Genomic DNA, 25461 nt, shown 5'->3' on the forward strand with positions numbered 1-25461 from the left:
GTCAGCTGGGTCAGCCCATCAGATGGTGGGCTGGCGCACTGGATTCACGCTGGCCAACCCACCATCTCGTGGGCCAACCCAGCAGAGGCCTCAGGGGCGGGGCGGTCGTGGGTGCCGGTTGGCGGAGCCGGTGGCGTAGTACGTCTTGCAGACGGTGCCGTCATAGTCGGTGGCGAGCTCCAGCACGGTCTTGCCGTCAGCGGACGGGACCATCGGTGAGCTGTAGTTGGGGCAGTAGTTGTTGTAAGGGTTGTTGACGGCAACGGGTGCGGGCAGTTCGTACCAGTTCCCGTTCGATCCCTCAGCGTTGGCGAAGATCGTCCGGCCGTTGTCGGCGGCAACCGATCCGTCGGCGTTCTGCAGGATCTGGCCGATCAGCAGCAGCTTGCCGTTCGGCGCCATCGCGAGCGTTGGTGCATGCGTGAAGTACTTCCCATCCACGGTCTGCGCGCGGAAGCCCAGCTGGGATGGCGAACCCCAGTTCCAGCCGTCCGGCGACTGCCGGGTGTGGACGACACAGTCGTACTGCCCGCCGAGACCGCAGATCTCGTACGACATCACGTACGTCCCACTCGGCAACCGTCGTACGACGGGCATGCCGGGACGATGCCCGAACGTCGGGCTGGACACCGTCGGCCTCGGGTCCGTCCAGGTGACGCCATCGGTACTGCGGACCTCCATAAGTTTCTGGCTGTGCGCGGGATCGGTCTCGTCCGAGTAGTGACAGACCAGCCGGCCGTCGGCCGCGACGGAGAACTCGGGCTCCCACAGCCCGCGGTCGTTCGGGGCATTCGCGCAACTGGACAGGTACGACCAGGTGCGGCCGACGTCGGTGCTCTTCAGGATCCGCAGCGACATCGGTCGCGCGTCGGCGCCCATCGACGCCGCCCACAGCAACGTCCCGGCCTGCATGCTGCCGATTGCTGTCGGAAGCTCGAAGAGGGTGGCGCAGCACAGGCCCTTGCCGTCCGCGGCGCCCGAGTCCTCGACGGTGCCGACCTGGGTGAAGTTGGCGCCGTTGTTCGTGCTCTCGTAGATCGCGCCGACACCGTCCGCGTTGCCCTGGAACGTCACGACACTGGCCATGATCCGGCCATTGGCAGCACCGCTGTGCTCGAGCCGGATCGCCCGCGGATACAGGCCGGTGTCATCGCGCAGCAGTTGCCCCGTCGCGGCTTCCGCGGTGCCCGTCGAAACCAGGCAGCCGGCGATGATCGCGAGGACGAGGACCAGTCGCCTCACCGGATCTCCTCGACGACGACGTCGTCCAGTTGCAGCCACACGTCCTGACCGTGGCCGAAGAAGCCGCCGTACAGCTGGACGAGCGACTCACGCCCGGAGTCGAAGTCCACACTGACCTTGGTGTACGCCGGATGCGCGCCGCCGGTCTCCTGAGCGATGGTCTTGCCGCGAAGCGTGCGGACGCCGAGCATCGTCTCGGAGTTGTTCTCCGCGGTCCGCATCCAGGCGGACAGGCGGTACTTGTGATTGGGGCGGACGGCAACGGTCTGCTGGAGCTGGTGCGCGCCGATCGAGTCCCGGACATACGCGTTGTTGGTTCCGCTGTGGCCCAGGTTGGTGCGGTCGATGCCGCCGCGGCCACTCAGTTGCCAGGGTGCGGTCGGCGTACTGCCGGTCTGGGCCTCGAAGCCGGGATCGGTGACCAGGTTGGTGACTTGGCCGTCGTCAGTCAGCTTGGTGTGCATCAGGAACACGTTGTATGGGTCCCACTGCGACATCGTGAAGTAGAGGTCCGGACCGGACGACCAAGGGTGCATGAAAGTCCCGTACAGGCCGGGGTAGTCGGTGCCCTTGACAACAACCTGCTCGCCGCTCCACGGTCCGGTCAAGGACTTCGCCGAGCGCAGTACGACGGAGGCCCGCGACTCGTCGAGGTACATCATCAGCCACTTGCCCAGGTACGCGTTGTACTGCACCGAAACCTCGCTGATCGGTCCGACCGCGATCGGCGCGGCGGCCGACTCCTGCGGTGACCAGGTCCGGCCGTCCCAGTAGCGCCAGGCCTTCTTCTCCAGCACCAGCTTCTCCGGGACGCGGGCGACGTGGGCGTTGCCGAAGCGGCCGTTCGGCGTACCGATCATGTAGACGTAGCCGTTGTCGCGGGTCAGCGCGACCATCTGGAAGTTGTCGTCCCAGGCCTTGGTGTTCTGCCAGCGCGCGGCCGGGTCCTTGGTCCAGGTCTCGCCGTTGTCGTCGGAGTAGGCGAAGCCCGAGTAGTTGGTGAACCAGCTTCCGGCGGGACCCCAGTAGTTGACCGACATGTACTGCACGTACTGGCGATTGCCGACCGAGATGCCCGCGGTCGGGATGACCGTGTGCTCGTCGCGGTCGACCTTCTTGCAGTCCAGGAACTGCTTGGCGTGGCCCGGCCGGTCCTCGGCCGCGGAGTCCAGCGTCATCCCGTCGGCCAGGTTGCGGTCCTTGCTGCGGAGCAGCAGGTTGCAGCGCCAGTCGATGGTGGCCTGGTCGCCGGTCCCGCCACCCGGCCCGGTCCAGCCGCTGCCGTAGCTGTCACCGAACGCAGTGAGGATCTCCCCGGATCCGTTGTCCCACAGGATGCCGAGGTCGGTCGCCTTCAGTCCGAACCGGGCCTCGGTGTCGTTGATCGACTCCGGCCCGGTCAGCTTCGCGATCCGCTCGGCGGGCGACGGCACGGGCGCGGCCTGGGCCGGTGGGGACTGGTCGGCGGGCACCAGGGCCGCTCCGATCAGGGCAGGGACGAGGAGCAACCATCGTTTCCGCATGCGTGTCTCCTAGGGCGGGAGGTCAGAGCTCTGGCTGGCCGAGAAATCGATTTCCGGTCACGTTAACCTCGGTGGTCACGACGGTCAACGGCTGGCGTGTGGTTTACTGCCGACTGGTGCGATTCCAGGTGTGACGGTCGGGAGCGATCCCGGGCCCGTCGGCTCCGCCGGACGGCGGAGTGACCCGGCGACGACCGGGGCCACGCGGTGATACCCCGCCTCAGCTCGGACCCGTGCGGGTCCCTGGCCGGATCCTTCTGCCGGAGAGCGAAGCATGTTCACAGGACGAATCGAGCACACCGCCACGGTCGTCGAGGTCACCGACGACGTACTGCGGATCAAGTCCGGACTCACGGTCGCGCCGGGTGGTGCGGTCTGTGTCGACGGGGTCAGGTTCACCGCGGAGCCGGCCGCCCCCGGCGAACTCCGGGTGACCGTGACCGCCGAGACCCGGCGCCGTACGACGCTGGACCGCATCACCTCCGGTACGACGGTGCACGTCGAGCTGCCGGTCGCGGTGGGCGACCGGATCGACGGTCACCTGATCCAGGGGCATGTCGAGGGCGTCGGCAAGGTGCTCCGGGTCGACGACGAACCGGCCGGCCGCCGGGTCTGGATCAGGCCGCCGGACCGGTTGCTCGCCCGGCTGGTGGCGAAGTCGTCAGTCGGGATCGACGGCGTGAGCATCACCGTCGCCGAGGTGCTGAAGGACCGGTTCTCGGTCGTCCTGGTGCCGAACACGCTGCAGAAGACGAAGCTCGGGACGCTGGTCGAGGGCGACCGGGTCAACCTGGAGAGCGACCTGCTCGTCCGGATGGCGCGTGAGGGGCATGGGCCCGAGTTGCTGCGAGCGGTCTCGCAGTTGCCGTGGGCCGGGCAGTTGAGCGGCGAGGTCGGCGTACAGAAGGTGGTTGCGCAGATCGCCGCCGGTGGTGGTGTCGTCGTGTGGGATCCGACGGCGGAGAGCGAGGGCGATGTGGTCTTCGCCGGTGAACGGTTCCGGCCGGAGGCGATGACCTTCCTGCTCACGCAGGTCTGCGGACACACGACGATTCCGTGTGCGGCCGACGTACTGGAGCGGTTGGAGATCCCGCCGATGCCGGGTGAGGGCGATCGGCAGCGGACCGCGATGCATGTGTCGGTGGACCTGGCGTCCTCGTCCGGGACCGGGGTGGCCGCGGCCGAGCGGGCGGCGACGATTCGCCGGCTGGCGTCGCCGGACGCCGTACCGACCGACTTCCTGCGGCCCGGGCATGTGTTCCCGCTGGCGGCGCGGCCAGGGCTGCTGGCTGAGCGGCAAGGGCACACCGAGGCGACGGTCGCGCTGTGTGTCGCGGCCGGGCTGGCGCCGGTCGGCGTGTGTTGCGAGGTGATGCGACCGGACGGCGTGATGGCGGGACCGGCCGACCTGGAGCAGTTCGCGCTGCGGTGGGAACTGCCGATGATCGACATCCACGACCTGGAGCGCTGGCTGTGAAGGGCTCCGAGGTGTACGACGATCCGGCGTTCCTGCACGGGTATCGCGAACTGCGGCGGACCGGGCTGGGGTTGAACGACGAACTCGAGATTCCCGCGATGGACGCCGTACTGCCACCGGTCGGGGAACTGCGGGTTGTCGATCTCGGGTGTGGTGAAGGTGGTCTGGCGGTCCGGCTCGCGGAGGCGGGCGCGGACGAGGTGATTGCGGTCGACGCTTCGGAGCAGATGCTGGCAGCGGCGGCTCAGCATCCGGCTGTTCGCTATGTGCGGTCGGACCTGGCTGCTTTCGATCTGGCGCCGGGGTGTGCGGATCTCGTGGTGAGCAGCATGGCGCTGCACTATGTGGAGGACTTCTCCGGCCTGGTTGCGCGGGTCGCGCGCTGGCTGACGCCGGGTGGCTCCTTCGCGTTCTCGGTCGAGCATCCGGTCATGACGGCGCCGGTGGTTGCCGCCGACTGCGTCGTGGACGACTACGCCGACGAAGGCCTGAGGCAACGATCCTGGTTCGTCGACGGTGTGATCAAGTATCACCGCACGATCGGCTCAACGCTGGCTGCGCTCCGTCGGCACGGTTTCAGCCTCGACGTGGTCGACGAGCCGCTCCCGACTCCCGACCAGGTCGCCCGGCGCCCGCATCTCGCCATCCACCGTCGCCGGCCGCCTGTGTTGCTGGTCGCGTCCAGCCTGGGGTGACCTTCGCCGTGGCGAGCCGTTAGAGTTACCGACTGGAAACATCGGCTGATCGCCGGGGTGGCCCGGCGGGCTCGGAGGATCGACGTGGCTTTGGGTAGGACATCCCCGCGGGACCTGCCGCTGTTCGCGGATCTGTCCGGACGTGACATCAGGGACATCTTCCGGGCCGGCGAGGAGGTCTCTGTGCCGGCCGGCTGGTCGCTGATCCTGGAGCAGACCCCGCCGGACGCGGCGTACCTGATCCTGAGCGGTACGGCGGCGGTCCGGGTGAAGGGCGAGGAGATCGCCGAGCTCGGCCCGGGTGACATCGCCGGCGAGGTCGCGGTCCGGAAGAACACGTTGCGCACGGCAACGGTCACGGCGAAGTCGCGGCTGCAACTGCTGCACTTCACCCGGGAGAAGTTCGACGAACTGACCCGCAAGCTGCCCGCGTTCCGGGACGCGATAGACGCCACGATCGTCGAGCGTCGTGGCTCCTGACCGTCGGGCTGGGCGCTCGGTGGACAGAGAAGAGAAGGTGGGAGATTCCGGCGTCGTGGTTCCTGATCCTGGCGCCGGGCAGGTGGATCTGGCCGGGATGCAGCGGGAGTTCGAGCGGGCGTTGCTGGGTGGGGAGCGGAAGTTCACCCGGCTCGAGGTGTCGGAGCGGGCCGGGATCTCCAGCGAGCGGGCCGAGCGGATGTGGCACGCGCTCGGGTTCGCGACCGTGCCGGACGACGAGGTCGCCTTCACCGACGACGACGTCGAGGCGCTGAGGCTGGTCGCCGCGCTGGAGGACGACAACTTCGTCGCCGAGGAGATGGAGTCGTCGCTGGCGCGCAAGCTCGGCCAGACCCAGTCCCGGTTGGCGTCGTGGCAGTCCGCCATGTTCCTGGACTTCCTGGCCGGCTCGAAGCTGTCCGCGGACGAGGCGATCGAGGTGGCCGGGCAACTGTTGCCCGCGATGGAGCGCCTGCAGACGTACGTGTGGCGGCGTCACCTGGCCGCCGCGGCCGGGCGCGCGGTGGCCGGCTCCGACGAGCTGGCCCGCGGGATCCGGGCGGTCGGCTTCGCGGACATCGTCAGCTACACGCGGCTGGCCCGGCGGATGACCGAGACCGAGCTCGGCCAGCTGATCGAGCGGTTCGAGGGCATGGCCGCGGATGTCGTCGCGCTGAACGGTGGCCGGGTGATCAAGTCGATGGGCGACGAGGTCCTGTTCGTCACCGACACCGCCGCCCAGGGCGCGACGGTCGCGCTGGCCCTGCAGGAAGCGGTCACCGCGGCCGAGGACATGCCCGAGCTGCGGATCGGTCTTTCGTACGGCAGCATCCTGATCCGGCTCGGCGACGTGTACGGCGAGGTCGTCAACCTGGCCGCCCGCCTCACCGCGGAGTGCAAGCCCGGCCGCGTCCTGGCCGACCGTGAGCTGGCCGCGGCGCTGGACGGCCACCCCGCCTTCCGCCTCCGACGCCTCCGCCGCGTCTCGGTCCGCGGCTATCACCACCTCGTTCCGTACGCCGTCCAAAGGCCTGGCGCACAATAGTCGGGTGCGCAAGATTCTGACGTCGGCCGACCTCGTCCGGGCGAGTGCCGGCGATCCGTTGATCGTCTGGGCGGGGCAAGGCTTCAGCGAAGGCGTCCGAGCCTGGTACGAGGGGGACGCGGTGGCCGTGGCGGCGCCGGATCTCTCGAAACGGGATCGACTCGCTGTCGCCGGGCCTGTGGATGCTGTAGCCGGTTTGGTTTCGCAGGTGTTCGCCGAGGTGGGTCCGACGTACCGCCCTTTTGGTGATGAGCAGTTGCTGCGGGAACTGGCGGATCGAGTGCCGCGGATGGAGTTCTCGGCGTCGTTCGGCTGGATGGACACGGCCGAGGTGCCGGTCGTGACGACCACGGCAGCCTGGCTCGACGGCGAGGACGGCGTGGAGGAGCTGCTGACGGAAGCCTCGCCGTCGTCGTACGCGTGGCCTGGGCGTGGCGGCGTACGACGGTGGGCTGCGATGACCGCTGACGGTGGTGAGCTGCTGAGTATCGCCGCCGATGCATGGAGTGCACCGGAGGTTGGATTCCTGGCGGGAGTCGCCACCCGGCCCGTTGCTCGGGGCAAGGGTTTGTCGCGGCAGGTGTGCGGCTTCGTGACCGCTGAGCTGGTCAAACGGCATGGACGCGCGGCGCTGATGGTGGACGGCGACAACGCTGCCGCGATCGCGGTCTACCGGCGACTCGGCTACACGTACCGCACCGTCGCCGCAGCCCATCTCTGATCAGTCGGGCAGGTCGGCGATCCGGGTCGAAATCCGCTCCAGTACTGCGAGTTCGTCAGCGCTGAGGTGATCGATGAACCGTCCGCGGACCGAGTCGAGGTGACCCGGCGCGGCCTCGGCGAGGACCTCGAATCCCTGGTCGGTCAAGTGATAGATCGAGCCGCGGGCGTCGGACGGATCCGGCTCCCGCTCGATCAGCCCCCGGGCCTCCATCCTGGCCGCGTGGTGCGACAGCCGGCTGCGCGACCACTGCATCTTCTCCGCGAAGTCCTTCAGTCCCCAGCGCCGGTCCGGCTTCTCCGAGAGCGTGCTCAGCACCTCGTAGTCGGCGGTCGAGAGACCGAGCTGGTTCAGGTCCCGGGCCAGCCGCGACGGTACGACGGTCAGCAGCCGGCGGACCGCCCGCCATGCGCGCTCTTCGTCGGTGCTCAGCCATCGGGTTCCGGTCACGGGCCGATCCTACTCTTTGACGTGTCAAAGATGGCGAGCTACGCTCTTTGACGTGTCAAAGAAAATCCTCCTGGTCATCGCCAGTACTCGCCCCGGCCGGCTCGGGCCTGCGGTGGGTGACTGGTTCACCGCTGCCACGGCGGCTACGGCGGTCGAGCTCGGGGTGGAGCTCGCTGTGGCCGACCTGGGCGAGATCGGACTGCCGTTCCTCGACGAGCCGGAGCATCCCTCGACCGGCAACTACGTGCACGAGCACACGCGTGCCTGGAGCCGGACAGTTGCGGAGGCCGACGCGTTCGTCTTCGTGACGAGTGAGTACAACTTCGCGATGCCGGCGACCTTGAAGAATGCCTTCGACTATCTGCAGGCCGAGTGGGCCTGGAAGCCCTGTCTCTTCGTCGGGTACGGAAACACGTCGGCCGGGACGCGCGGCGTACAGATGGCTCGTGGCGTCGCCACGTCTCTGCGCATGTTGTCGATCGGCGGAGACATCTTCCTGCGGATTGCCGACGATCTGCGGGACGGACGGGTGATCGCGACGGATCGGCTGGCTCTCCGCGCTCGCGGCGCGCTCGTCGAGCTGAGCCGGGTGGCCGACGTACTGAGGCCGTTGTTCCGCGCCGGCGACGAGATCGTTCCGGCTGCTGTGAGCGACGCGGCGGAGCTGCTGGTTCTGCAGCGGTGCTGTTGGGTTGACGAGGCCCTTGCCAACTCGCGGCTCGATCTGCCGGCGCTGCTGGAGTCGGAGGCCGAAGTCGCGGAGAGCCTGCGTAGGTGGTCGACCTGGTGTGTGCGATCGGGTGGGCGCATCGTTGGCTCGGTGCGTGCGCGCCGCGACGGAGACGCGTGGGAGATCGGCAGGCTGATGGTGGCGCCGGACCGGCGGCACACCGGCCTGGGACGTCGGCTGCTCGCCTTCGCTGAGGGGCAGGCGCCGGACGATGTCTCGGCCGCCGCGCTCTTCACGGGTGAGCACAGCGACCGCAACATCTTGCTGTACCAGAAGGCCGGCTACGCGCTCTCCGCCGACCCTGCGCCGGTGGGCGCCGTCCGCCTCACCAAGTCACTGGCCGCCTAGCGCGTCGGTGAGACCGTCAGCGTGACTCCCGGCTTCGGCGTCGGGGCCTTGGCGGTCGGCTGGGTGCTGTTCGCCGGCGTCGGGTTCGGAGTCGAGGTCGGGGGGAGCGACGTGGCCGGGGCCGGCGGTGGGACGAACGGTGCCTTGGTGGAGTCCTTGCAGGTCGCCGCGTCCACGTTCCCGTTCTCGTCCGGGCTCACCACGGCCTGCGGGAAGAGGTTGCTCGTCACTTCCGGTCGCTGACTGAAACTCGCCGCGCAGTCCTGCGGCTGCAGGCTGATCGGGTTGCCGTCCTGGTCGTACAGCCGCACCGACACCTGCTTGCCTTGGGCATCGAACGGGTACAGGTTGGAGACGTTGCCCCCGCCGTACATGAGCCCGTCCGGCGGGTTGTACGTCGACGAACTGCCCGAGTAGTCCCCGTAGTTGTTGAGGAATCCGAACGATGCACCCATGTACGCCGCGGCCAGGAAGGCCGGGACCGCGATCGTCGCGACGATGTTGAGGGGTATGACGTACCACAGCCAACGGCGGTCCTGCTGGGTCCGGCGGCCGATCCAGATCGAGATCGCGGCACCGGCCAGCGCGCCGACGACGGTGACCGCACCGGCGCCCCAGAGCGCGAAGAACCCGCCGCCGCCGATCACACCGCGGACCACCCACCAGACCGGCTGGCCGATCGAGACGAGCTCGTATCGGACGTTCGGCGGGATCTGCTCGATCATGCCGCGGATCGCGGTCGCACTCTGCTCACCTCGAGGAGTGTCCAGCACGATCCGGGGGTCGTGACCACGTAGCGCCCGGACCCCGAGGTACGCCGCGCCGAACAGCATCGCGAACCCGACGAACCCGAAGAACGCGCTCTCCTCATGCGACCAGGCGAAGACGCCGATGGCAATGAAGAACGGGCCGACGGTAGCCGCGATCAGGCCCCAGCGCAGTGCCTTCCGGCCGGCGTCGCGATCGGCCACCGGCTGCGTCCGCGGGGGATACCCGGCCGCGGTCCGCAGTTCGTCGGCGTACTGCCGCGGCGTACCCAACCGCTCCTGCAAGGCGGCGGAGGTCGGCTCCTCGTCGAACTCGCCGGCCACCTCGGTGAGGTGACCGCTGACGTCCTCGAGCACGTCCTCCAGCTCGCCGGCCGGCAGGTCGCTCAGCTCGGCCCGCACCTGGGTCAAGTAGGTCGCGACCGCTCCGGTCAGAGTGCTGTTCACGCCGCCTCCTTCTCCAGCAGCAGCACCGACATCGTGTCGGCGAAGTGGTTCCAGGTCTTGGTGGACCGGTCGAGCAGCTCCCGGCCGGTCTTGTTCAGCCCGTAGTACTTGCGGTGCGGCCCTTCCTCGCTCGGCTGCACGTACGACGTCAGCGCACCCGCCGCGAACAACCGCCGCAACGTCCCGTAGACCGACGCGTCCGCGACATCCTCCAGCCCGGCTGCCCGCAGCCGCCGCAGTACGTCGTACCCGTAGCCGTCCGCGTCCCGCAGCACCGCGAGCACCGCGAGATCCAGCACGCCTTTGAGCAACTGGCTCGTGTCCATGACCCCTCCTCGGCGCACCGGGAGGAAGGACCCCTCAGACCGCCCTCCCGGTGCTCTGCCCCACACACTACTACACACTGCGGAGTACTCCGCACCGCGACAGCCGTGGTCCGCAATTTCGATCAAGTGCGGAGGCGGCCGGGAGTGCAGAGTGGGGGTATGGCGGATGTGTTCGAGGAGTTTGTGGCGGTGGTGGCCGAGGGGCTGGCCGGGCCGTGTGAGGCGGTGAACGGGGCCGATCTCGCCGGGCGGGTGCATCTGTCGCGGTTCCATTTCGATCGGGTGATCGGGGCGGTGGCGGGCGAATCGCCGTTCGCGTTCCGGCGGCGATTGTTGCTGGAGCGGGCGGCGTACCGGCTGCTGGCCGACCAGGTCGCCGTACTGGATGTTGCGGTGGAGGCCGGGTACGGGTCGCACGAGGCGTTCACGCGGGCGTTCGCCAGGGCTTATGGGATGTCGCCGCGGGAATGGCGGCGGGAGGCGTCGCGGGTGTTCTTCCTGAAGGCGCCCAGTGGGGTTCATTTTCAGCCACCGGCGGGTTTGCGCCTGCCGGCCAGGGAAGAGGTGAGAGGTATGGACGTACTGGTCAGGATGGTCGAGCACCACGTCTGGTTGACCGGCGAGATGATCGAGCGCGGTGGACGGCTCGACGCGGCGACGCTGGACCGGCCGATCGAGCTCTCGGTGGAAGGGATCGACGACGACATCTCGATCCGGTACCTGCTGGACCGGTTGGTCTGGCAGGAGGAGATGTGGCTGGCGTCGGTGGAGGACCGGCCGTTCCAGGTGCCGGAGTGCGGCCGGCAGGTGGTCACACCGATCTCCGAGCTGCGCGTGCGGCATGCGGAGGCGGGATCGAGGTTCGTTGCCTTGGTCAACCAGTTGAACGAGGACGGCCGCTTCGACGAGAGCTTCGTCGACACGACGTGCGAACCACCGCGCGTCTTCACGTACGGCGGAATGGTCGCGCACGTACTCACGTTCGCCGCCCACCGGCGGTCACTGCTGATCGGCGCCTTCTACACCGCCGGTATCACCGACCTCGGCTTCGGCGACCCGATGCATTTCGTTGCCGAGGCCAAGTAGTACTGGAAGAACCGGGTGGCTTCGCTCGCGACGTCGTACCAAATCTGGCCCTCGTAGCGGGCGTCCGGATCGGCGCGGAGGTTGTGATGACCGCCGTCGACCGAGATGAGCTGTACCTCTGCACCAGCGTTGTGTAGTGCATGGTGGAGGTGCTCGGACTGCTCGTAGGGCACGGTTTCGTCGCTGGTCCCATGGATGATCAGGAACGGCGGAGCGTCGGCGGTGACGTGAGCGATCGGGCTGGCGGCGCGGAGCTGTTCGGCGTGCGTACTCACGTCGCCGCCGACCAGAGCCGTCACGGCGGACGGTCGGTCGATCTGCATCTCGCCGCCCGGCCTTAGGAGATCGCTCGGGCCGCTGATCGTGACGACGGCTTGTACGTCGCCGCCGCCGGGGGCGAGGCCGGCTAGGGCAGCGAGGTGGCCGCCGGCCGATTGTCCCCAAACGCCGATGTGGTCGGTGTCGACGGGGAGGCTGAGCGGGTTGGACCGCAGCCAGCTGAGTGCGGCTTGGACGTCATGCAGTTGGGCAGGGAAGGTTGCTTGCCCGCTGTGCCGGACCGAGATGGCAACCGTCACGAAGCCCGCCTGGGCGAGCGCAGGATTCACGAACGGCAGCATGGCCGAGGATCGATCCCCGGGTCCCCATGCCGGACAACCGTCAATTCGCAGCACGGCAGGAGTCGGCTCGGTCAGCCGCGTCGGCATCAGGACGTCGAGGCAGAGCGGGATCCCGTCCGGGCTCGCGTACTGGATGTCCGGCAAGAAGGTGAGGTCGGTTTCAGGCATTTGCCCGTACCCTCCTCCGCCCGAAGCCGGGGATCCAGAGCTATGCGACGGTGATCACCGTGGGTGCGGTCGGGGTAGTGAGGGTGTGGAGGTAGGCGCCGGCTACCACGGCGGCGGGAGTTGAGTCTGGGATGTCCCAGTCGGGTGGGATGCTCTCGGTGACCCAGCCTGGGGACACGACGTGGGCGCGGACGTGTTCGGGGAGTTCTCGGCGGGCCGCAGTGATGAAGGCCGCGAGGGCGGCGTTGACGGCCGTGCCGCCGGAACCGCCCTCCAACTCCGGTGCCGCGCCACCGGTGAGTACGACGACGCCGTTCGTCATCAGCGTGGCCGCGACCCGTAGTACCTCGATCTGGCCGAAGAGTTTGCCGGCGAAGTCCGTCTGGAGCTGGGCCGGGGTGAGTTCGGCCAGCGGGCGCAACGGTGTACCGGGACCGAGACACACGAGCCCGTCGAACGGCGCCAGGGCTCTCAGCGCATCCTCGAGCGACTCCGGCCGGCTGAGATCGACCGGCGGCTCTGACGACCGGGACACCCCGACGACCTCATGCCCCTCGGTCATCAGAAGGGCGGCGAGCGCACTTCCCAACGTGCCCGCGGCGCCGACCACGACGATTCTCATGATCACCATCACTACCACGCAGGCGTGAGCCCGGCGGGTGGAGAATCCTGAGTGTGCTGCTTGGTCTCCGGTTACCTCGCCCCGCGCGGATCCGTCGTACTCATGACGGGATTCGCTCGAGGAAGGTAACAACGTGACCGGAACAGGTCCGGAGGACGCCCTGGCGGGAGCCTTCGAGCAGCAGCGCGATCGACTCGTGGCAGTGGCCTATCGCATGCTCGGGTCGCGGGTGGACGCCGAGGATGCTGTTCAGGAGGCGTGGCTGAGGCTGGCGCGTCAGGACGCGGACTCGATCGACAACCTGGCCGGCTGGCTGACCACGGTGGTGGGCCGGGTGTGCATCGACGTACTGCGTTCGCGCAAGGCTCGGCCCGAGGTGTCGTACGAAGATCAGCTCCCGGACCTCGTCGTGACGGAGGACGACGGCGTCGAGGACTCGGTGCTCGCCGAATCGGTCGGGCCGGCGCTGCTCGTGGTGCTGGATGCCCTTCGGCCTGACGAGCGGCTCGCGTTCGTGCTGCACGACATGTTCGCGGTGCCGTTCGCGGAGATCGGCCAGATCCTCGGCAGGTCCACGGATGCGGCGAAGATGCTCGCCAGCCGGGCGCGACGGAAGGTGCAGGACACGCATCCTCCGCCCGATGAGCCGACCAAGCAGCGTGCAGTGGTCGAGGCGTTTCTCGCGGCGGCGCGGAGCGGAGACTTCGAAGGACGGCTGCGGGTGCTCGACCCGGACGTGACGTGGCGCGCCCACACCGCGCGCGGTGTCGTCATCAGGCTGGGCGCGACCGAGGTGGCCGCGCGGGCTCTGCGCGGGGCCGAGACCGAGGTCTCCGCGCGTCCGGTCCTGGTCAATGGTCGGACGGGGATCCTGTCGTGGCGCCCGAACGGCGACCCGCTCAGCGTGATGGCTTGCACCGTGGTCGACGGCCGGATCGTCGAGATCCTGTCCGTGAGCGACCCGGCCCGCCTCGCGACGATGAGCCTTCCACCACGTCCCGGTGTTACCGACCGCGGTGCTGCTGAACGTCGTCTACCTCGCCATGGCGATCTTCGTAGCCTGCGGCCGCTTCAGCTCCTGAACCAGCTGAGTAGTCTGCGGGTTGTGAGCGTTGCGATTGAGGTGCTGGATGAGATCACCGACGAGGTGGAAGAGGCCTTCGGGCGGTTGATGCCGCAGTTGTCGGCGTCGGCTGGGCCGCTCGATCGGGAGGCGTTGGAGCGGTTGGTTTCTTGTGAGACCAACACTGTGCTGTTGGCACGCAGTGATGACGGCATCGTGGGCACTCTGACGTTGGTGATGTTCCCAATTCCCACCGGCCTGCGGGCGCGCATCGAGGACGTCGTGGTCGACGACGCAGCACGTGGCCAGGGCGTTGGCGCGGCGTTGACCGAGGATGCCCTGCGAATCGCGCGGCTGGCCGGCGCGAAGACGGTTGACCTGACATCCCGCCCTTCCCGAGCAGCCGCAAACCGCCTGTACCAACGCCTAGGCTTCCAACCACGCGAATCCCAGGCCTATCGCTTCACGTTCGAGTAGAAGCAGGCGACGTAGGGCGCGACGCATCTCGTCGCCCGCTGTCCACCGGTGACTTTGTGCACCGATCAACCACGAAAACGCCCCGTCCCGCGTGACCGATCCGTGCACAAAGTCGTGTCGGGCAACCCACTCGGAGGCTGGCCGATCAGTCGGGGCATTGGTAACAGGGGATGGTCGCGGACCGGGATCGTCACGGACGGACGTGCGGCACTCACCAAACACCCGGAGGCTGAGGTCGCCACGCTCACTTCGGGCGTGGAGGTCGACCGACGGGCAGGTTGGTGAGTGCGGCACGTCCGCTGAACCACACCTCACGTCCCATCACCTGCCGAATCAGGTGGCGTCCACCTCACACGTTCCCGTGCCTTCGGTTGCCTGAGGCGCGTGGGGGCGAACTACCTGCGGAGTCAGTTGGTGGGGTCGTGGAGGTCTGGGCGTTGGGACGGGGTTTTGATGTCTACATCGATCGGGTGGACCTTGGCGGGCGCGGGGACCTTGCCGGTGGTGAGGGGGAGGTTGAGTTTGCTGCCGGCCAGGTCGATGTCGATGGTGGCGCCGGTGTCGTTGGGGGTGGTCCATTCGGTGTCGGACAAGGTGACGGCGAGGCCGAGGATGCGGCCCTTCGGGATCACCTCGTCCTGGGCGCGCAACGGGACGTTGACCGTGGTCCACTCGCCGGGCGTGAGCGGCTTCGGCTTGCTCAAGGAGGCGCTGTGGGCGGCGTCGATCCAGCCGCGGCTGACGATGCCGTGGTCGGTCTGTTCGGTGAGCTTCTCGACGGTGAAGTAGCAGCTGTCGTCGTAGTCGACGCTCGACCCTTCACACGTGCTGTCATCAGTACGACGTACGCCGGTGTACCGCTCCGCTTCGCCGTACTCGATCAACCGAGCAGTGACCGGCGTCGTGATCGAGTCGGACTTGATCTTCAGCGTCACCGTCGGCGTACCACTGATCCGGATCGAGCGCGGCAGCGGCGCGGACAGGAACATCTGCCGGCCCGCGATCACCTCGGACGGATCGGCGACGATGTCGTCCTCGGTCAGCTCGGGGTCGTCGGTGACAGTCACGGATCCCTTGCCCAGGGCACCTAGTTTGCCGTCGGACAGCGGGACCGGGATCGAGTGGTTCACCGCCGGCCAGGTCTTGTAGTCGCGCCAGACGTCGGGCGCGGTCTCGACCGATGCCACCGGCTCCTTCATCACGCCGTTCTGCAGGCCCTGCAGCCAGTAGTCGAACCACTTGTGCAGTTCGCCGACCCACTCGTCGCGGCGGAACTCGAACGGGTCAACGTGGTCCTCGAGACCCAGCCACAGCTTGCGCGGCACGTTGTTCTTCGCCAGCGCCGCCCACCACTGCGAGAAGTGGTTGGTCTGCACGTTGTAGTCGCTCAGACCGTGCGTCATGAACACCGACGCCTTCACCTTGCCGGCGTCCTTCAGATAGTCCCGCTCGGCCCAGAACTTCGTGTAGTCGCCGGTGTCGTCGTCGTCGTTGTCCCCGAGATCGCCGCGAACCGCTTCACACGCAGGGCTGTCGTGCCCGACGTACCCGCCCAGCCAGGGCATGTAGTCGTCGGAGTACGGAACGCCGCCGGAGCGGGTGTAGTCGTACCACGAGGAGATCGCCGAGATCGGCACGATCGTCTTCAGTCCGCGGACGCCGGTCGCCGCGACACCGTTGGCCAGCGTGCCGTCGTACGACTTGCCGATCATGCCGACCGCGCCGTTGGTCCAGGTCGCGCGCACTGGTTGCCCGTCGGCGGTATGTGCGCTGTTGCGGCCGTTCAGCCAGTTGATCACCGCAACTACGGAGTCGATCTCGTCCTTGCCGCCGACGTCGCCACAACCACCGGATCGGCCGGTGCCGACGATGTCGACGCCGACGACCGCGTACCCGCGCGGGACGAAGTAGTTGTCGTAGTACAACGGCATCTTCTGGATGACGCCGTTCTCGTCGTACGTCTTCTTCTCGCTCTCGTTGCCGCGTCCGCAGCAGGAGTAGTACGGCGACGCGTCCATGATCACCGGGATGCGCAGACCGGTCAGTTCGGTCTCGCTCGGCCGGACGATGTCGACCGCGATCACGTCGTCCTTGCCGTCGGAATCGGTGTCCATCGTGGTGTCGACGTACACGGATTCACGGATCGCGGAGGCATAGTCGTAGACAGGCTCGGTGCTGTGCGTCGCCTGGTCGACGTACGGCGGTACGCCGGTGGCAGCCGGTGTCGGCGCGACCGGTGTACCGGAGTCGTCCGGGAGCGGAGCAGCCGCAGCGGTACCGGTGACGGTTGCAAGGCTGAGCACGGTGGACGAGACCAGGATCGTCATCCTGGCGCGGACGGTCGTCATGGCTGGGAAGGCTAGTCACTCCCGCGCCCCAAAGCCAGGCTCTGCCGGGATTGGCGGCGACTTGACGGCACACAGCGTGACCGGACGCGGCTGGGCAGCGGTGACGGAGCGCGAATTCCGATAAGGTGACCGCCACCGCCCCGGGGGAGAGTACGGAAGGGTAGGCCAGTGAATCTTCGAGCACCGGTGACATTGCTGGATGTGGCACAGCGCGCGGGTGTGTCGGTCGCGACCGCCTCTCGCGTGCTCAACGGCGGGGACCGGGTGCCCCGTCCCGAGCTGCAGGAACGGGTCAAGGCCGCCGCCGACGAACTCGGCTACACGCCGAACGCGCAGGCGCAGGCGCTGGCGAAGTCGTCGACGAACGTGGTCGGCATCCTCGTGCACGACATCGAGGATCCGTACTTCGCGGCGATCGCGAACGGCGTGATGCGGGCCGCGGACGAACGCAACCTGCTGGTGATGATGGCCAGCACGTTCCGCGACTCCGATCGCGAGATCGCCTACCTGTCGTCGTTGCGGGCGCAGCGGGCGCGGGCCGCGGTGATGATCGGCAGCCGGCGTACTGATGAGGAGAGCCTGGCGCGGACAGCGACCGAGGTGGAGACGTTCCTCAACTCCGGCGCCGGCCTCGCGCTGGTCAGCCAGTCCGGGATGCCCGCGCACACGATCGAGCCCGACAACCGTGCTGGTGCGGCCGAAATGGCTCGTTCGCTGGTGCGGTTGGGTTGGCGGAAGTTCGCCGTACTCGGTGGACCGGACAGCCTGGCGACGGCGCGCGATCGGCGCGACGGATTCGTTGCCGCACTCGCCGAGGCCGGGCTGCAGCCGCTGGTCGTGCAGGCCGGCGAGTTCACTCGCGACGGTGGGTACGCCGCCGCCGGCGAACTGCTGGATCGCAAGGCCGACGTGGATTGTCTGTTCGCGGTGAACGACGTGATGGCGGTCGGCGCGATGTCTGCGTTGCGGGCGCGCGGGGTCGACGTACCGAACGAGATCGGCGTGGCCGGTTTCGACGACATCGCGACGCTGCGGGACGTGTGGCCGGGGCTGACCACGGTTCGGCTGCCGCTGGAGCAGATGGGCCGGCGTGCGCTGGAGCTGGCGATCGCGGGTGGCGAACCGACCACCGAGACGTTCAAGGCCGAGGTAGTCCTGCGCGAAAGTACTGCCAAAGCCTGAAATATGCTCGCGGACGTGACCGAGTCCGCGTTCGTCTCCGAAATCTTCGACCCGTCGGCCTGGAAGCAGGTGGACGGGTTCGAGCTGACCGACATCACCTATCACCGGGCGGTCGACGCCGGGGTGGTGCGGATCGCGTTCAACCGGCCCGAGGTGCGCAACGCGTTCCGGCCGCACACGGTGGACGAGTTGTACCGGGTGATGGACCACGCGCGGATGTCGACCGACGTCGGCTGCGTGCTGCTCACCGGCAACGGACCGTCGCCGCGCGACGGCGGCTGGGCGTTCTGCTCGGGAGGCGATCAGCGGATCCGGGGTAAGGACGGTTACAAGTACGCCGAAGGCACCACGGCGGAGAGCATCGACCCGGCGAAGGCCGGCCGGCTGCACATCCTCGAGGTGCAGCGGTTGATCCGGTTCATGTCGAAGGTCGTCATCTGCGTCGTACCGGGCTGGGCCGCGGGTGGCGGGCACAGTCTGCATGTCGTCGCGGACCTGACGCTGGCGTCCGCGGAACATGCGCGGTTCAAGCAGACCGACGCGGACGTGGCGTCGTTCGACGGTGGCTTCGGGTCGGCGTACCTGGCGCGGCAGGTGGGGCAGAAGTTCGCGCGGGAGATCTTCTTCCTCGGCGACGAGTACTCCGCGGAGGACGCCTACCGGATGGGCATGGTGAACAAAGTCGTGCCGCATGCCGAGCTCGAGGCGGTCGCGCTGGAGTGGGGCCGGAAGATCTGCGCGAAGTCGCCGACCGCGCAGCGGATGCTCAAGTACGCGTTCAACCTGATCGACGACGGGCTGGTCGGCCAGCAGTTGTTCGCCGGTGAGGCCACCCGGCTCGCCTACGGCACCGACGAGGCCGCCGAGGGTCGCGACTCGTTCCTGGAGAAGCGCCCGGCCGACTGGTCGCCGTACCCGTATGCGTTCTAACAAGAATCTCTGGTTAGTTCGCAGAAATTTCTGTGCGAAGTACTGACAGTTCGCGGTAAGTCGCTTACCGTCGAGCGCTATGACCAATCTTTCTCGCCGCGGCCTGCTCGCCGGCGCCGGTGCGGTGCTCGCCGCCGGGGCGGTCGGGTCGACGGCCTCCGCCCACCCGCTCGATCTGTTTCCGACTCGACGATTCGCCCTGGACGGACCGGGCGGTGAACTGTTCCGCGGCAAGCCGCTGGCCGACGTGACCGTCATGCAGTCGATCGCATTCGACAGCCCGAACCGGCTGCTCTACGCCGGCCAGTTGCGCGCGGGCGCGCCGGCCAGCAGCGGTGACCTCACGCTGACCCAGCTGAGCCTGAGCGGTGACGTCCTCGGCCACATGTACCTGAGCGGGTTCGGCCACGCCGTCTCGATCGGCGCCGAGACCTCCGGGCGTACGACGTACTTGTGGACCGAGACCGACGTGGACACGGCGAACGCGCGGGGGCGGCAGATTGCCCGGTTCCGCTGGCAGGACGGTGCGACGCTGACCAAGGATTCGCCGGGCCTGCAGAAGTGGAAGCCGGTCGCGGACGGCAGCGTGTTCACCCCGTCGGTGGACCAGCGGCACGGCCGGCTCGGAGTTCGCCACTCGCTGGCCGACGGGATGCACATCAACGTGTACTCGTTGGCGGCCGCGCGCCGGGGTGACTTCTCCCGGCCGCTGGTGTCGTTCAAGCAGCCGACGATGACCGCCGGGATCGACTTCCAGGGCTGGACGCTCTACGGCTCGTACGCCTACTTCTGGGAGGGCGAGGCGTACGCCGGTGCGTCCGATCCCGCACTGGCCACCTCGAAGCTCTGGTCGTACAACATGAACACCGGCGAGGTCGTCGAGTCGGTGCGCATTCTGGACGGCGCGGACCTGGTCTACCGCGAGGCCGAAGGGCTCGGTGTGTACACCGATCTCTTCGGACGCCCGCGGCTCTGCTTCGGCTTCGCGTCCGGCGTCACCGGCGACCGCCGCGCCAACCTCTTCTACCGCGACACCCTGGTCTAACCCTCTACTGGGCGACGCCGTAGAGGCGGTCTCCGGCGTCGCCCAGGCCCCTCCCCTACAACTGCTCTTTCTTACTGCGCGACGCCGTACAAGCGGTCACCGGCGTCGCCCAGGCCAGGCACGATGTAGCCCTTCTCATTGAGATGTGAGTCCATGCCGGCGATGACGAGGTTGCAGGGGACGTCGAGGTGGGTGAGTTCGCGCTCCACGTGCTCGACGCCCTCCGGTGCGGCGAGCAGGCAGATCGCGGTGATGTGGTCCGCGCCGCGATCGACCAGGAACTGGATCGCCGCGGACAGCGTCCCGCCGGTCGCCAGCATCGGGTCCAGGACGTAGCACTGGCGACCGGACAGGTCCTCCGGCAGACGTTCCGCGTACGTCGACGCCCGCAGGGTCTCCTCGTCGCGGATCATGCCGAGGAAGCCGACCTCCGCGGTCGGCAGCAGCCGCGACATCCCCTCCAGCATGCCGAGGCCGGCGCGCAGGATCGGGACGACCAGCGGCTTCGGCGCGGACAGTTTGACGCCCTGGGCCTCGGCGACCGGGGTCTGCACGGTGACCGGGCCGGTGCGGACGTCGCGGGTCGCCTCGTAGGCGAGCAGCGTGACGAGCTCCTCGGTCAGCCGCCGGAACGTGGGCGAGTCCGTGCGCTCGTCCCGCAGCGCGGTGAGCTTGTGGGCGACGAGCGGGTGGTCCACGACGAGGATCTGCATAAGCCGGAACGGTACCGTCGGCGATTCGGCGCGGGAAAGCTCGCTCGCTGCCAGAATCGAAAGTGCATTGGAATGTGCCCTGCCTCGCCCACCAGGGAGTACGCCGATGACGGACAGCGGTGCCAAGACGCCCGAACAACTCGACCGCCTCCGCCGCCGTGCGGCGTTCCTCCGGGAGCTCGAGGAAGCGCGCGCCCTCCGGGACCGGATCGCACCCCGGCGAGCCAGGGTCCGGCAGCTTCGGGAAGCGATGCGCCGAGCGACGTACCATCACTGAGCGCGACCGATGTGACTCCGTGTGCTCGCGGTACCGATATCACGTCGAGATCGTGAATATCTCCCTTGTACGGCGCGAGTCTGCGACGATGATCCGGTGTCTGATGCCACGGCAGGGCCGATGACCACCGACCTCGACTTCGCGGTCGCCGCTTACACCGAGGACGGCGTGTGGAACGTCACCCCGCTGGTGCTGCGCGGTGAGCCTGAGCTGTCCACCCTGGTGTCGGCCCTTCGCCGCTACCCCGGTGAGGCCGGGGTGCTGGGGATGATCTCGGTGGACGAAGACTTCTTCCTGCTGCTGCGCGTGATCGGCGGCCGGGCCCGGCTGCTGATCTCCGACGTCACCGCCGCGACCGAGTGGCCGCTGGCCCGGCAGGTCGTGGACGAGCTCGACATCCCGCTGGCCGATGACGACGACGAGCAGGTCCCGGCCGGCGATCTGGCGATCATCGCCGACCTCGGCATGAGCGCGATGGACCTGGGCGCGCTGTGCGACGACGTCGACCTCTACCCGGAGGAGATGCTCGAGGAGGTCGCCGAGGCCCTTGGGTTCGGCAACCAGTTCCACGAGGCGATCGAAGCCCTTGGTTAGCCCGGCGGTCCAGCGGGAGTGGGCCCGGCTGATGGCCCTGGCGCTGGCGGAAGGCGAGAAGGCGCTGCCCGACGTACCGATCGGGGCGATCGTGGTGGACGCCTCGGGCGAGGTGATCGGACGTGGTCACAACGAGCGGGAAGCGACCGGAGATCCGACCGCCCATGCCGAAGTACTTGCGATCCGTGCGGCGGCCCGGCACGTGGGCGAGTGGCGGCTCACCGGCTGCACGCTCGTGGTCACGCTGGAGCCGTGCACGATGTGCGCGGGCGCAATCGTGCTGTCCCGGCTGGAGCGGCTGATCTTCGCGGCGTACGACGAGAAGGCGGGCGCGGTGGGGTCGTTGTGGGACGTCGTCCGGGACCGCCGGCTCAATCATCGGCCCGAAGTGGTCGGCGGTGTGATGGCCGACGAGGCGGGCGCGCGGCTGCGCGATTTCTTCATCGGGCACAGACCTTGATAGCCTCTCCGGCGGTGGCGTGTCCGAGCGGCCGAAGGAGCGCGCCTCGAAAGCGCGTGACGGGCAACCCCCGTCCGAGGGTTCAAATCCCTCCGCCACCGCCATGCGGTTGGTTGGTTCCGCACGAAGTGTGGGACCAACCAACCGCATATCAAGGGCTGTGGGATTTGGGAGGAGCCTGCGACGGTTCCCTCCGCCACCGCCAACCGCCCTCCGGGGTGGCAGAAGGCCGGAGACCCTGATGCTGTGTGATGCGTCAGGGTTTTCGTCTCTCTGGACCTGACCTCGGGACCAGACGCAGCGGGGGGCCCATATGGACGTCTCGGAGCTCGACAGGATCCTCCTGGCCGGAGCGGCGGTGCTGCTGGTCGCGATCGTCGCGGTCCGGTTGTCCGGACGGCTCGGGCTCCCCTCGCTGCTGATCTACCTCGGGATGGGCCTGCTGCTGGGCGAATCCGGCCCGGGCCACATCAACTTCGAGGACGCGCAGTTGGCGCACGCCCTCGGGTTCGCCGCGTTGGTGGTGATCCTGACCGAGGGCGGTCTGACCACCCGGTGGAACGAAGTACGCCCGGTGATGCCGCTGGGCCTCGTCCTGGCGACCGTCGGAGTCGCGATCAGCGTCGGGGTGGTCGCCTGTGTCGCGCACTTCGTTCTGGGGCTGGATTGGCAGTACGCCGTCCTGCTGGGCGCAGTCACCTCGCCGACCGACGCTGCCGCGGTCTTCTCGGTACTGCGTCGCGTCCCGATCAGACCGAGGTTGCGAGGTGCGCTCGAGGCCGAGTCCGGTCTGAACGACGCACCGACCGTCTTGCTGGTCACGTTGGTGAGCACGGGCGAGGTCGGAGAGAAGGGCATCTGGTACTTCAGCGGCTTGGTGCTGTACGAGCTGGTCGTCGGCGCGCTGTTCGGGTTCCTGATCGGTTGGGTCAGCGTCGGCCTGCTCCGCCGGGTCGCGCTCGGCTCGGCCGGTCTGTACCCGGTCGCGGTCCTGTCGCTCGCGATCCTCTCGTACGCCGGTGGCACGGTGCTGCTGCATGTGTCGGGGTTCGCGGCGGTCTACGTGACCTCGCTGATCCTCGGGCGGGCCGAGTTGCCGCACCGGATGGCGACCCGGTCGTTCGTCGACGGGATCGCCTGGCTGGCGCAGATCGGGCTGTTCATCATGCTCGGGCTGCTCGCGTCCCCGGGCCGGATCGGGTGGGACGACCTCGCGATCGCGCTGGTGATCGGGGTGGCGGTGACCGTGGTCGGGCGGTTCGCGTCGGTCGCTGTGTCGGCGACGCCGTTCAGGGTGCCGTGGAATGAGCAGACGTTCATCGCGTGGGCCGGCCTGCGCGGTGCGGTGCCGATCGTGCTGGCGACCATCCCGCTGGCGGCGGGCGTGCCTCAGGCGGACCGGATCTTCGACGTGGTGTTTGTGCTGGTCCTGCTGTTCACGCTGCTGCAGGGTCCGTCCCTGCCGTGGGTGGCCCGTCGGCTGAAGGTGCTCGACGAGAACGCGTCGTACGAGGTGGACATCGACGTCGCGCCGCTGGAGGCACTCGGCGCCGACATGCTCCAGGTGCATGTCCCGAGCGAGTCGCGCCTGGCGGGCGTCGAGATCGGCGAACTGCGCCTGCCCGTCGGCGTCTCTGTCTCGCTGATCATCCGCGGCGACCGCGCCTTCGTCCCCGACCGCCGTACCGTCCTCCGAGCCGGCGACTCCGTCCTCGTCGTCGCCCCCAGCCCTCTCCGCGACCAAACCGCCCGCCGCCTCCGAGCCGTCTCCCGAGCCGGCCGCCTAGCCGGTTGGTTCGGCGAACGCGGCCGCGAACAGCACTAGTTCGGGTTCTGGCCTGAGGGGATGGGTTGGGGCGTGTGGATGATCGGGAGGCAGAGGGTGGTGTCGGGGGCCAGGGCCACTGAGGGGAGGCCTTTGGCCTTGAGGCTCGTGTAGCCGCGGCCGACGACCAGGTCGACGGTGTGGTCGGTGCGCTCGTCGCCGATGATCAGGGCCTTCTGGTTGAGCTGGCCGGCGATCAGGAGGATCTCGGGCGCCTTGTCGGTCGCGCCGCGGAGCGCGACGACGTCGATCTTGTCGCCCTTCGGCTCGTTCGCGATCTTCGCGACGTGGAACCCGCGCTTCTTGAGTACGTCGGCCACGGCGGCCGCCGTACCTGCCTTGGCTCCACCGTTGTAGACGTTCACCACCACCTGCTTGGGCAGGAGGCGGTTGTTCGGCAGCTTCTGGTCGACGCAGGTCGGCTCGGCGCTGCTGTTGATCAGGGAATTCCAGCCCCACCAGGCTCCGCCGACCAGGATCACGAGCAGTGCCACCATCGTGATCGGCGTACGCCAATGGATCCGCGAATGCGGCCTCGGTTGCGGATGGATCGCGGTCATCGGCTCAACCCCCCGTGAGCAGGCATCGGGTCAGTCCACAACCAGTACCCGGGCGTGCAGGACCAAACGCTGCTGCAGCGCGGCACGCAGGGCGCGGTGCAGGCCGTCCTCGAGGAACATCTCGCCCTTCCACTCGACGACATGCGCGAACAGATCGCCGTAGAAGGTGGAGTCCTCGTCGAGGAGCGCGTTCAGGTCGAGGGTGCCCTTGGTGGTGACGAGCTCGTCCAGCCGCACCTGCCTCGGCGGCAGCGAAGACCAGTCCTTCGGCTGCAGGCCATGGTCCGGGTACGGGCGTTCCTCCCCGACGCGCTTGAAGATCACCCCTCCAAGTCTAGCGGGGTAAAAGGTCTTGTGAGAGGTCATGAACGTCACCGGAACAGACACGGGTGGGGACTCAACCTTTCGGTGCCGGTGGACGTCCTATCCGGAGAGGGAGTAGTGGGCGTGGATTCCTCGCCCACGACCAAGGGGGTGAACCGCATGCGAATTCTTTCCAAACTCGGGATCGCCGCAGCGGCCGTGACGCTGGTCGCGGTAGGTACGGCGTTGCCGGCCGACGCACTCACGGTGACACAGGCGAAGGCGGCTCAGACACGGCTGAACAAGCTCGGCTGCACGGCCGGGCCGGTGGACGGCAAGATCGGCACGATGACCAAGGCGGCCACGGTCCGGTTCCAGTCCGCCAACGTCCTGAGCCAGTCCGGTGCCCTGAACAGTACGACGTACTCGCGGCTGATGGCGGCGACGGCGAAACGCTGTGACGTGCGGTCGGTGCCGCGGCGGTCCGGGAGCGGGCGGCGGATCGTCATCAGCCAGACGCAGAACTGGGTGTGGCTGATCGATGCCCGCGGCAAGGTCGTCCGGCAGGGCGGGATCATCGACAACCCGTCGTACCTGCGGGCCGGGAACTACACCAGTGGGGCGAAGTGCGGGCGGGCGGCGCGGATCCGGAAGAACACCGACGGGGCGAGCCTGTACCTGAACAACTTCGTCCGGTTCGCTCCCTGCGGGATCGGGTTCCACCAGATCCCGACGTACAAGTCGAACGGGAAGCAGATCCACGCCGACTACCTGCTCGGCACCAACTACAAGGCCTCGCACGGCTGCATCCGGGTCTCGGCCTCGATGTCCGCCGCGATCTGGACCTTCGCCGCCGGCGCCACCCACGTGGTCGTCATGCGCTGATCCCCAACGCCGCCCCCGGGTGTGGATAACTCTCCCAACCACACCCGAGGGC

The 25461-nt window shown here is 68.2% G+C and carries 27 protein-coding genes and 1 tRNA gene; 17 read left to right on the plus strand and 11 right to left on the minus strand.

Annotated features, from left to right (window positions below; genetic code table 11):
• Positions 1-90: 90 nt before the first annotated feature.
• Together E0H73_RS40445 and E0H73_RS40450 are read right to left on the minus strand one after the other, a co-directional pair.
• Positions 91-1242: a sialidase family protein gene (locus E0H73_RS40445; protein WP_131365724.1), complete on the minus strand. Its 1152-nt coding sequence runs from the start codon at positions 1240-1242 to the stop codon at positions 91-93.
• On the minus strand, positions 1239-2765 hold the full coding sequence (locus E0H73_RS40450) for a DUF4185 domain-containing protein (protein ID WP_131365726.1): 1527 nt from the start codon (positions 2763-2765) through the stop codon (positions 1239-1241). The genes E0H73_RS40445 and E0H73_RS40450 overlap by 4 nt, the downstream gene beginning before the upstream one ends.
• Before the next feature lie 274 nt (positions 2766-3039).
• On the opposite strand from E0H73_RS40450, the gene E0H73_RS40455 reads away from it, so the two are divergent.
• From E0H73_RS40455 to E0H73_RS40475, 5 genes are all read left to right on the plus strand, one after another.
• Positions 3040-4242: a 3,4-dihydroxy-2-butanone-4-phosphate synthase gene (locus tag E0H73_RS40455; protein WP_131365728.1), complete on the plus strand. Its 1203-nt coding sequence runs from the start codon at positions 3040-3042 to the stop codon at positions 4240-4242.
• Positions 4239-4937 (plus strand): class I SAM-dependent methyltransferase, encoded by a 699-nt coding sequence (locus E0H73_RS40460; RefSeq protein ID WP_131365730.1) that lies wholly within the window; start codon positions 4239-4241, stop codon positions 4935-4937. Before E0H73_RS40455 ends, E0H73_RS40460 begins: the two co-directional genes overlap by 4 nt.
• An 84-nt stretch (positions 4938-5021) precedes the next feature.
• Positions 5022-5417: a cyclic nucleotide-binding domain-containing protein gene (locus tag E0H73_RS40465; protein ID WP_131365731.1), complete on the plus strand. Its 396-nt coding sequence runs from the start codon at positions 5022-5024 to the stop codon at positions 5415-5417.
• A gap of 37 nt (positions 5418-5454) precedes the next feature.
• Positions 5455-6462 (plus strand): adenylate/guanylate cyclase domain-containing protein, encoded by a 1008-nt coding sequence (locus E0H73_RS40470; protein WP_238164593.1) that lies wholly within the window; start codon positions 5455-5457, stop codon positions 6460-6462.
• 4 nt (positions 6463-6466) lie between these two features.
• Entirely contained in the window at positions 6467-7183 is a 717-nt protein-coding gene (locus E0H73_RS40475) for a GNAT family N-acetyltransferase (protein WP_131365733.1), read from the plus strand.
• Here the strand turns inward: E0H73_RS40475 and E0H73_RS40480 are convergent, their stop codons facing one another.
• Positions 7184-7633 carry a MarR family winged helix-turn-helix transcriptional regulator gene (locus E0H73_RS40480; RefSeq protein ID WP_131365734.1) on the minus strand — a complete coding sequence of 150 codons (450 nt, stop codon included), beginning with the start codon at positions 7631-7633 and terminating at the stop codon, positions 7184-7186.
• A gap of 52 nt (positions 7634-7685) precedes the next feature.
• On the opposite strand from E0H73_RS40480, the gene E0H73_RS40485 reads away from it, so the two are divergent.
• Complete coding sequence (locus E0H73_RS40485) at positions 7686-8711, plus strand: bifunctional NAD(P)H-dependent oxidoreductase/GNAT family N-acetyltransferase (protein ID WP_202867818.1); 1026 nt, start codon at positions 7686-7688, stop codon at positions 8709-8711.
• Here E0H73_RS40485 and E0H73_RS46275 read toward each other — a convergent pair.
• Together E0H73_RS46275 and E0H73_RS40495 are read right to left on the minus strand one after the other, a co-directional pair.
• Positions 8708-9925, minus strand: coding sequence for an HAAS signaling domain-containing protein (locus E0H73_RS46275; RefSeq protein ID WP_165556036.1), 1218 nt, complete (start codon positions 9923-9925; stop codon positions 8708-8710). The genes E0H73_RS40485 and E0H73_RS46275 overlap by 4 nt on opposite strands.
• Positions 9922-10251 (minus strand): PadR family transcriptional regulator, encoded by a 330-nt coding sequence (locus E0H73_RS40495; RefSeq protein WP_131365736.1) that lies wholly within the window; start codon positions 10249-10251, stop codon positions 9922-9924. Before E0H73_RS40495 ends, E0H73_RS46275 begins: the two co-directional genes overlap by 4 nt.
• A 159-nt stretch (positions 10252-10410) precedes the next feature.
• Here E0H73_RS40495 and E0H73_RS40500 point away from each other — a divergent pair, with 159 nt between their 5' ends.
• Complete coding sequence (locus E0H73_RS40500; protein ID WP_131365737.1) at positions 10411-11337, plus strand: helix-turn-helix domain-containing protein; 927 nt, start codon at positions 10411-10413, stop codon at positions 11335-11337.
• On the opposite strand, the gene E0H73_RS40505 is transcribed toward E0H73_RS40500, so the two are convergent.
• Positions 11271-12125 carry an alpha/beta hydrolase gene (locus E0H73_RS40505; protein WP_131365739.1) on the minus strand — a complete coding sequence of 285 codons (855 nt, stop codon included), beginning with the start codon at positions 12123-12125 and terminating at the stop codon, positions 11271-11273. The genes E0H73_RS40500 and E0H73_RS40505 overlap by 67 nt on opposite strands.
• Positions 12126-12165: 40 nt before the next feature.
• Positions 12166-12747 carry an NAD-dependent epimerase/dehydratase family protein gene (locus tag E0H73_RS40510; protein WP_165556038.1) on the minus strand — a complete coding sequence of 194 codons (582 nt, stop codon included), beginning with the start codon at positions 12745-12747 and terminating at the stop codon, positions 12166-12168.
• Between the two features lie 133 nt (positions 12748-12880).
• Between E0H73_RS40510 and E0H73_RS47670 the strand changes: the two genes are divergently transcribed.
• Complete coding sequence (locus tag E0H73_RS47670; RefSeq protein WP_238164594.1) at positions 12881-14287, plus strand: GNAT family N-acetyltransferase; 1407 nt, start codon at positions 12881-12883, stop codon at positions 14285-14287.
• 407 nt (positions 14288-14694) lie between these two features.
• Here E0H73_RS47670 and E0H73_RS40520 read toward each other — a convergent pair whose 3' ends face one another.
• On the minus strand, positions 14695-16635 hold the full coding sequence (locus E0H73_RS40520) for a Xaa-Pro dipeptidyl-peptidase (protein ID WP_131365742.1): 1941 nt from the start codon (positions 16633-16635) through the stop codon (positions 14695-14697).
• 168 nt (positions 16636-16803) lie between these two features.
• Here E0H73_RS40520 and E0H73_RS40525 point away from each other — a divergent pair, with 168 nt between their 5' ends.
• The 3 genes from E0H73_RS40525 (at position 16804) to E0H73_RS40535 (ending at position 19792) form a co-directional block, all read left to right on the plus strand.
• A complete protein-coding gene (locus E0H73_RS40525; protein WP_131365744.1) occupies positions 16804-17817 on the plus strand; it encodes a LacI family DNA-binding transcriptional regulator in 1014 nt (337 codons plus the stop codon).
• Positions 17818-17820: 3 nt separating this feature from the next.
• Positions 17821-18747, plus strand: coding sequence for a 1,4-dihydroxy-2-naphthoyl-CoA synthase (locus E0H73_RS40530; protein ID WP_131365746.1), 927 nt, complete (start codon positions 17821-17823; stop codon positions 18745-18747).
• 79 nt (positions 18748-18826) lie between these two features.
• Positions 18827-19792: a phage baseplate protein gene (locus E0H73_RS40535; RefSeq protein WP_131365748.1), complete on the plus strand. Its 966-nt coding sequence runs from the start codon at positions 18827-18829 to the stop codon at positions 19790-19792.
• A gap of 71 nt (positions 19793-19863) precedes the next feature.
• Here the strand turns inward: E0H73_RS40535 and upp are convergent, their stop codons facing one another.
• Positions 19864-20505 (minus strand): uracil phosphoribosyltransferase, encoded by a 642-nt coding sequence (upp, locus tag E0H73_RS40540; RefSeq protein ID WP_131365749.1) that lies wholly within the window; start codon positions 20503-20505, stop codon positions 19864-19866.
• A gap of 106 nt (positions 20506-20611) precedes the next feature.
• On the opposite strand from upp, the gene E0H73_RS46285 reads away from it, so the two are divergent.
• The 5 genes from E0H73_RS46285 (at position 20612) to E0H73_RS40560 (ending at position 23661) form a co-directional block, all read left to right on the plus strand.
• Positions 20612-20782: a hypothetical protein gene (locus E0H73_RS46285; protein ID WP_165556040.1), complete on the plus strand. Its 171-nt coding sequence runs from the start codon at positions 20612-20614 to the stop codon at positions 20780-20782.
• Between the two features lie 96 nt (positions 20783-20878).
• Positions 20879-21376: a tRNA adenosine deaminase-associated protein gene (locus tag E0H73_RS40545; protein ID WP_337589493.1), complete on the plus strand. Its 498-nt coding sequence runs from the start codon at positions 20879-20881 to the stop codon at positions 21374-21376.
• A gap of 31 nt (positions 21377-21407) precedes the next feature.
• Positions 21408-21836 carry a nucleoside deaminase gene (locus E0H73_RS40550; RefSeq protein WP_131365823.1) on the plus strand — a complete coding sequence of 143 codons (429 nt, stop codon included), beginning with the start codon at positions 21408-21410 and terminating at the stop codon, positions 21834-21836.
• Positions 21837-21849: 13 nt separating this feature from the next.
• A tRNA-Ser gene (locus tag E0H73_RS40555) sits at positions 21850-21940 on the plus strand.
• 209 nt (positions 21941-22149) lie between these two features.
• On the plus strand, positions 22150-23661 hold the full coding sequence (locus E0H73_RS40560; protein WP_131365751.1) for a potassium/proton antiporter: 1512 nt from the start codon (positions 22150-22152) through the stop codon (positions 23659-23661).
• On the opposite strand, the gene E0H73_RS40565 is transcribed toward E0H73_RS40560, so the two are convergent.
• Both E0H73_RS40565 and E0H73_RS40570 read right to left on the minus strand, forming a co-directional pair.
• Positions 23658-24221 carry a LytR C-terminal domain-containing protein gene (locus E0H73_RS40565; RefSeq protein WP_131365753.1) on the minus strand — a complete coding sequence of 188 codons (564 nt, stop codon included), beginning with the start codon at positions 24219-24221 and terminating at the stop codon, positions 23658-23660. The genes E0H73_RS40560 and E0H73_RS40565 overlap by 4 nt on opposite strands.
• A gap of 30 nt (positions 24222-24251) precedes the next feature.
• Positions 24252-24545: a type II toxin-antitoxin system VapB family antitoxin gene (locus tag E0H73_RS40570; RefSeq protein WP_131365755.1), complete on the minus strand. Its 294-nt coding sequence runs from the start codon at positions 24543-24545 to the stop codon at positions 24252-24254.
• Positions 24546-24704: 159 nt separating this feature from the next.
• On the opposite strand from E0H73_RS40570, the gene E0H73_RS40575 reads away from it, so the two are divergent.
• Entirely contained in the window at positions 24705-25409 is a 705-nt protein-coding gene (locus tag E0H73_RS40575; protein ID WP_131365757.1) for a L,D-transpeptidase family protein, read from the plus strand.
• Positions 25410-25461: the final 52 nt, after the last annotated feature.

The organism is Kribbella pittospori, assembly GCF_004331465.1.
GTDB lineage: Bacteria > Actinomycetota > Actinomycetes > Propionibacteriales > Kribbellaceae > Kribbella > Kribbella pittospori.

Excerpts from the sequence above, each read along its gene's own strand:
- E0H73_RS40450 (WP_131365726.1), bottom strand. The coding sequence starts at position 2,765 with ATGCGGAAACGATGGTTGCTCCTCGTCCCTGCCCTGATCGGAGCGGCC.
- E0H73_RS40455 (WP_131365728.1), top strand. The coding sequence starts at position 3,040 with ATGTTCACAGGACGAATCGAGCACACCGCCACGGTCGTCGAGGTCACC.
- E0H73_RS40495 (WP_131365736.1), bottom strand. The coding sequence starts at position 10,251 with ATGGACACGAGCCAGTTGCTCAAAGGCGTGCTGGATCTCGCGGTGCTC.
- E0H73_RS40500 (WP_131365737.1), top strand. The coding sequence starts at position 10,411 with ATGGCGGATGTGTTCGAGGAGTTTGTGGCGGTGGTGGCCGAGGGGCTG.
- E0H73_RS40505 (WP_131365739.1), bottom strand. The coding sequence starts at position 12,125 with ATGCCTGAAACCGACCTCACCTTCTTGCCGGACATCCAGTACGCGAGC.
- E0H73_RS40510 (WP_165556038.1), bottom strand. The coding sequence starts at position 12,747 with ATGAGAATCGTCGTGGTCGGCGCCGCGGGCACGTTGGGAAGTGCGCTC.
- E0H73_RS40520 (WP_131365742.1), bottom strand. The coding sequence starts at position 16,635 with ATGACGACCGTCCGCGCCAGGATGACGATCCTGGTCTCGTCCACCGTG.
- E0H73_RS40530 (WP_131365746.1), top strand. The coding sequence starts at position 17,821 with ATGCTCGCGGACGTGACCGAGTCCGCGTTCGTCTCCGAAATCTTCGAC.
- E0H73_RS40535 (WP_131365748.1), top strand. The coding sequence starts at position 18,827 with ATGACCAATCTTTCTCGCCGCGGCCTGCTCGCCGGCGCCGGTGCGGTG.
- upp (WP_131365749.1), bottom strand. The coding sequence starts at position 20,505 with ATGCAGATCCTCGTCGTGGACCACCCGCTCGTCGCCCACAAGCTCACC.
- E0H73_RS46285 (WP_165556040.1), top strand. The coding sequence starts at position 20,612 with ATGACGGACAGCGGTGCCAAGACGCCCGAACAACTCGACCGCCTCCGC.
- E0H73_RS40550 (WP_131365823.1), top strand. The coding sequence starts at position 21,408 with ATGGCCCTGGCGCTGGCGGAAGGCGAGAAGGCGCTGCCCGACGTACCG.
- E0H73_RS40560 (WP_131365751.1), top strand. The coding sequence starts at position 22,150 with ATGGACGTCTCGGAGCTCGACAGGATCCTCCTGGCCGGAGCGGCGGTG.
- E0H73_RS40565 (WP_131365753.1), bottom strand. The coding sequence starts at position 24,221 with ATGACCGCGATCCATCCGCAACCGAGGCCGCATTCGCGGATCCATTGG.
- E0H73_RS40575 (WP_131365757.1), top strand. The coding sequence starts at position 24,705 with ATGCGAATTCTTTCCAAACTCGGGATCGCCGCAGCGGCCGTGACGCTG.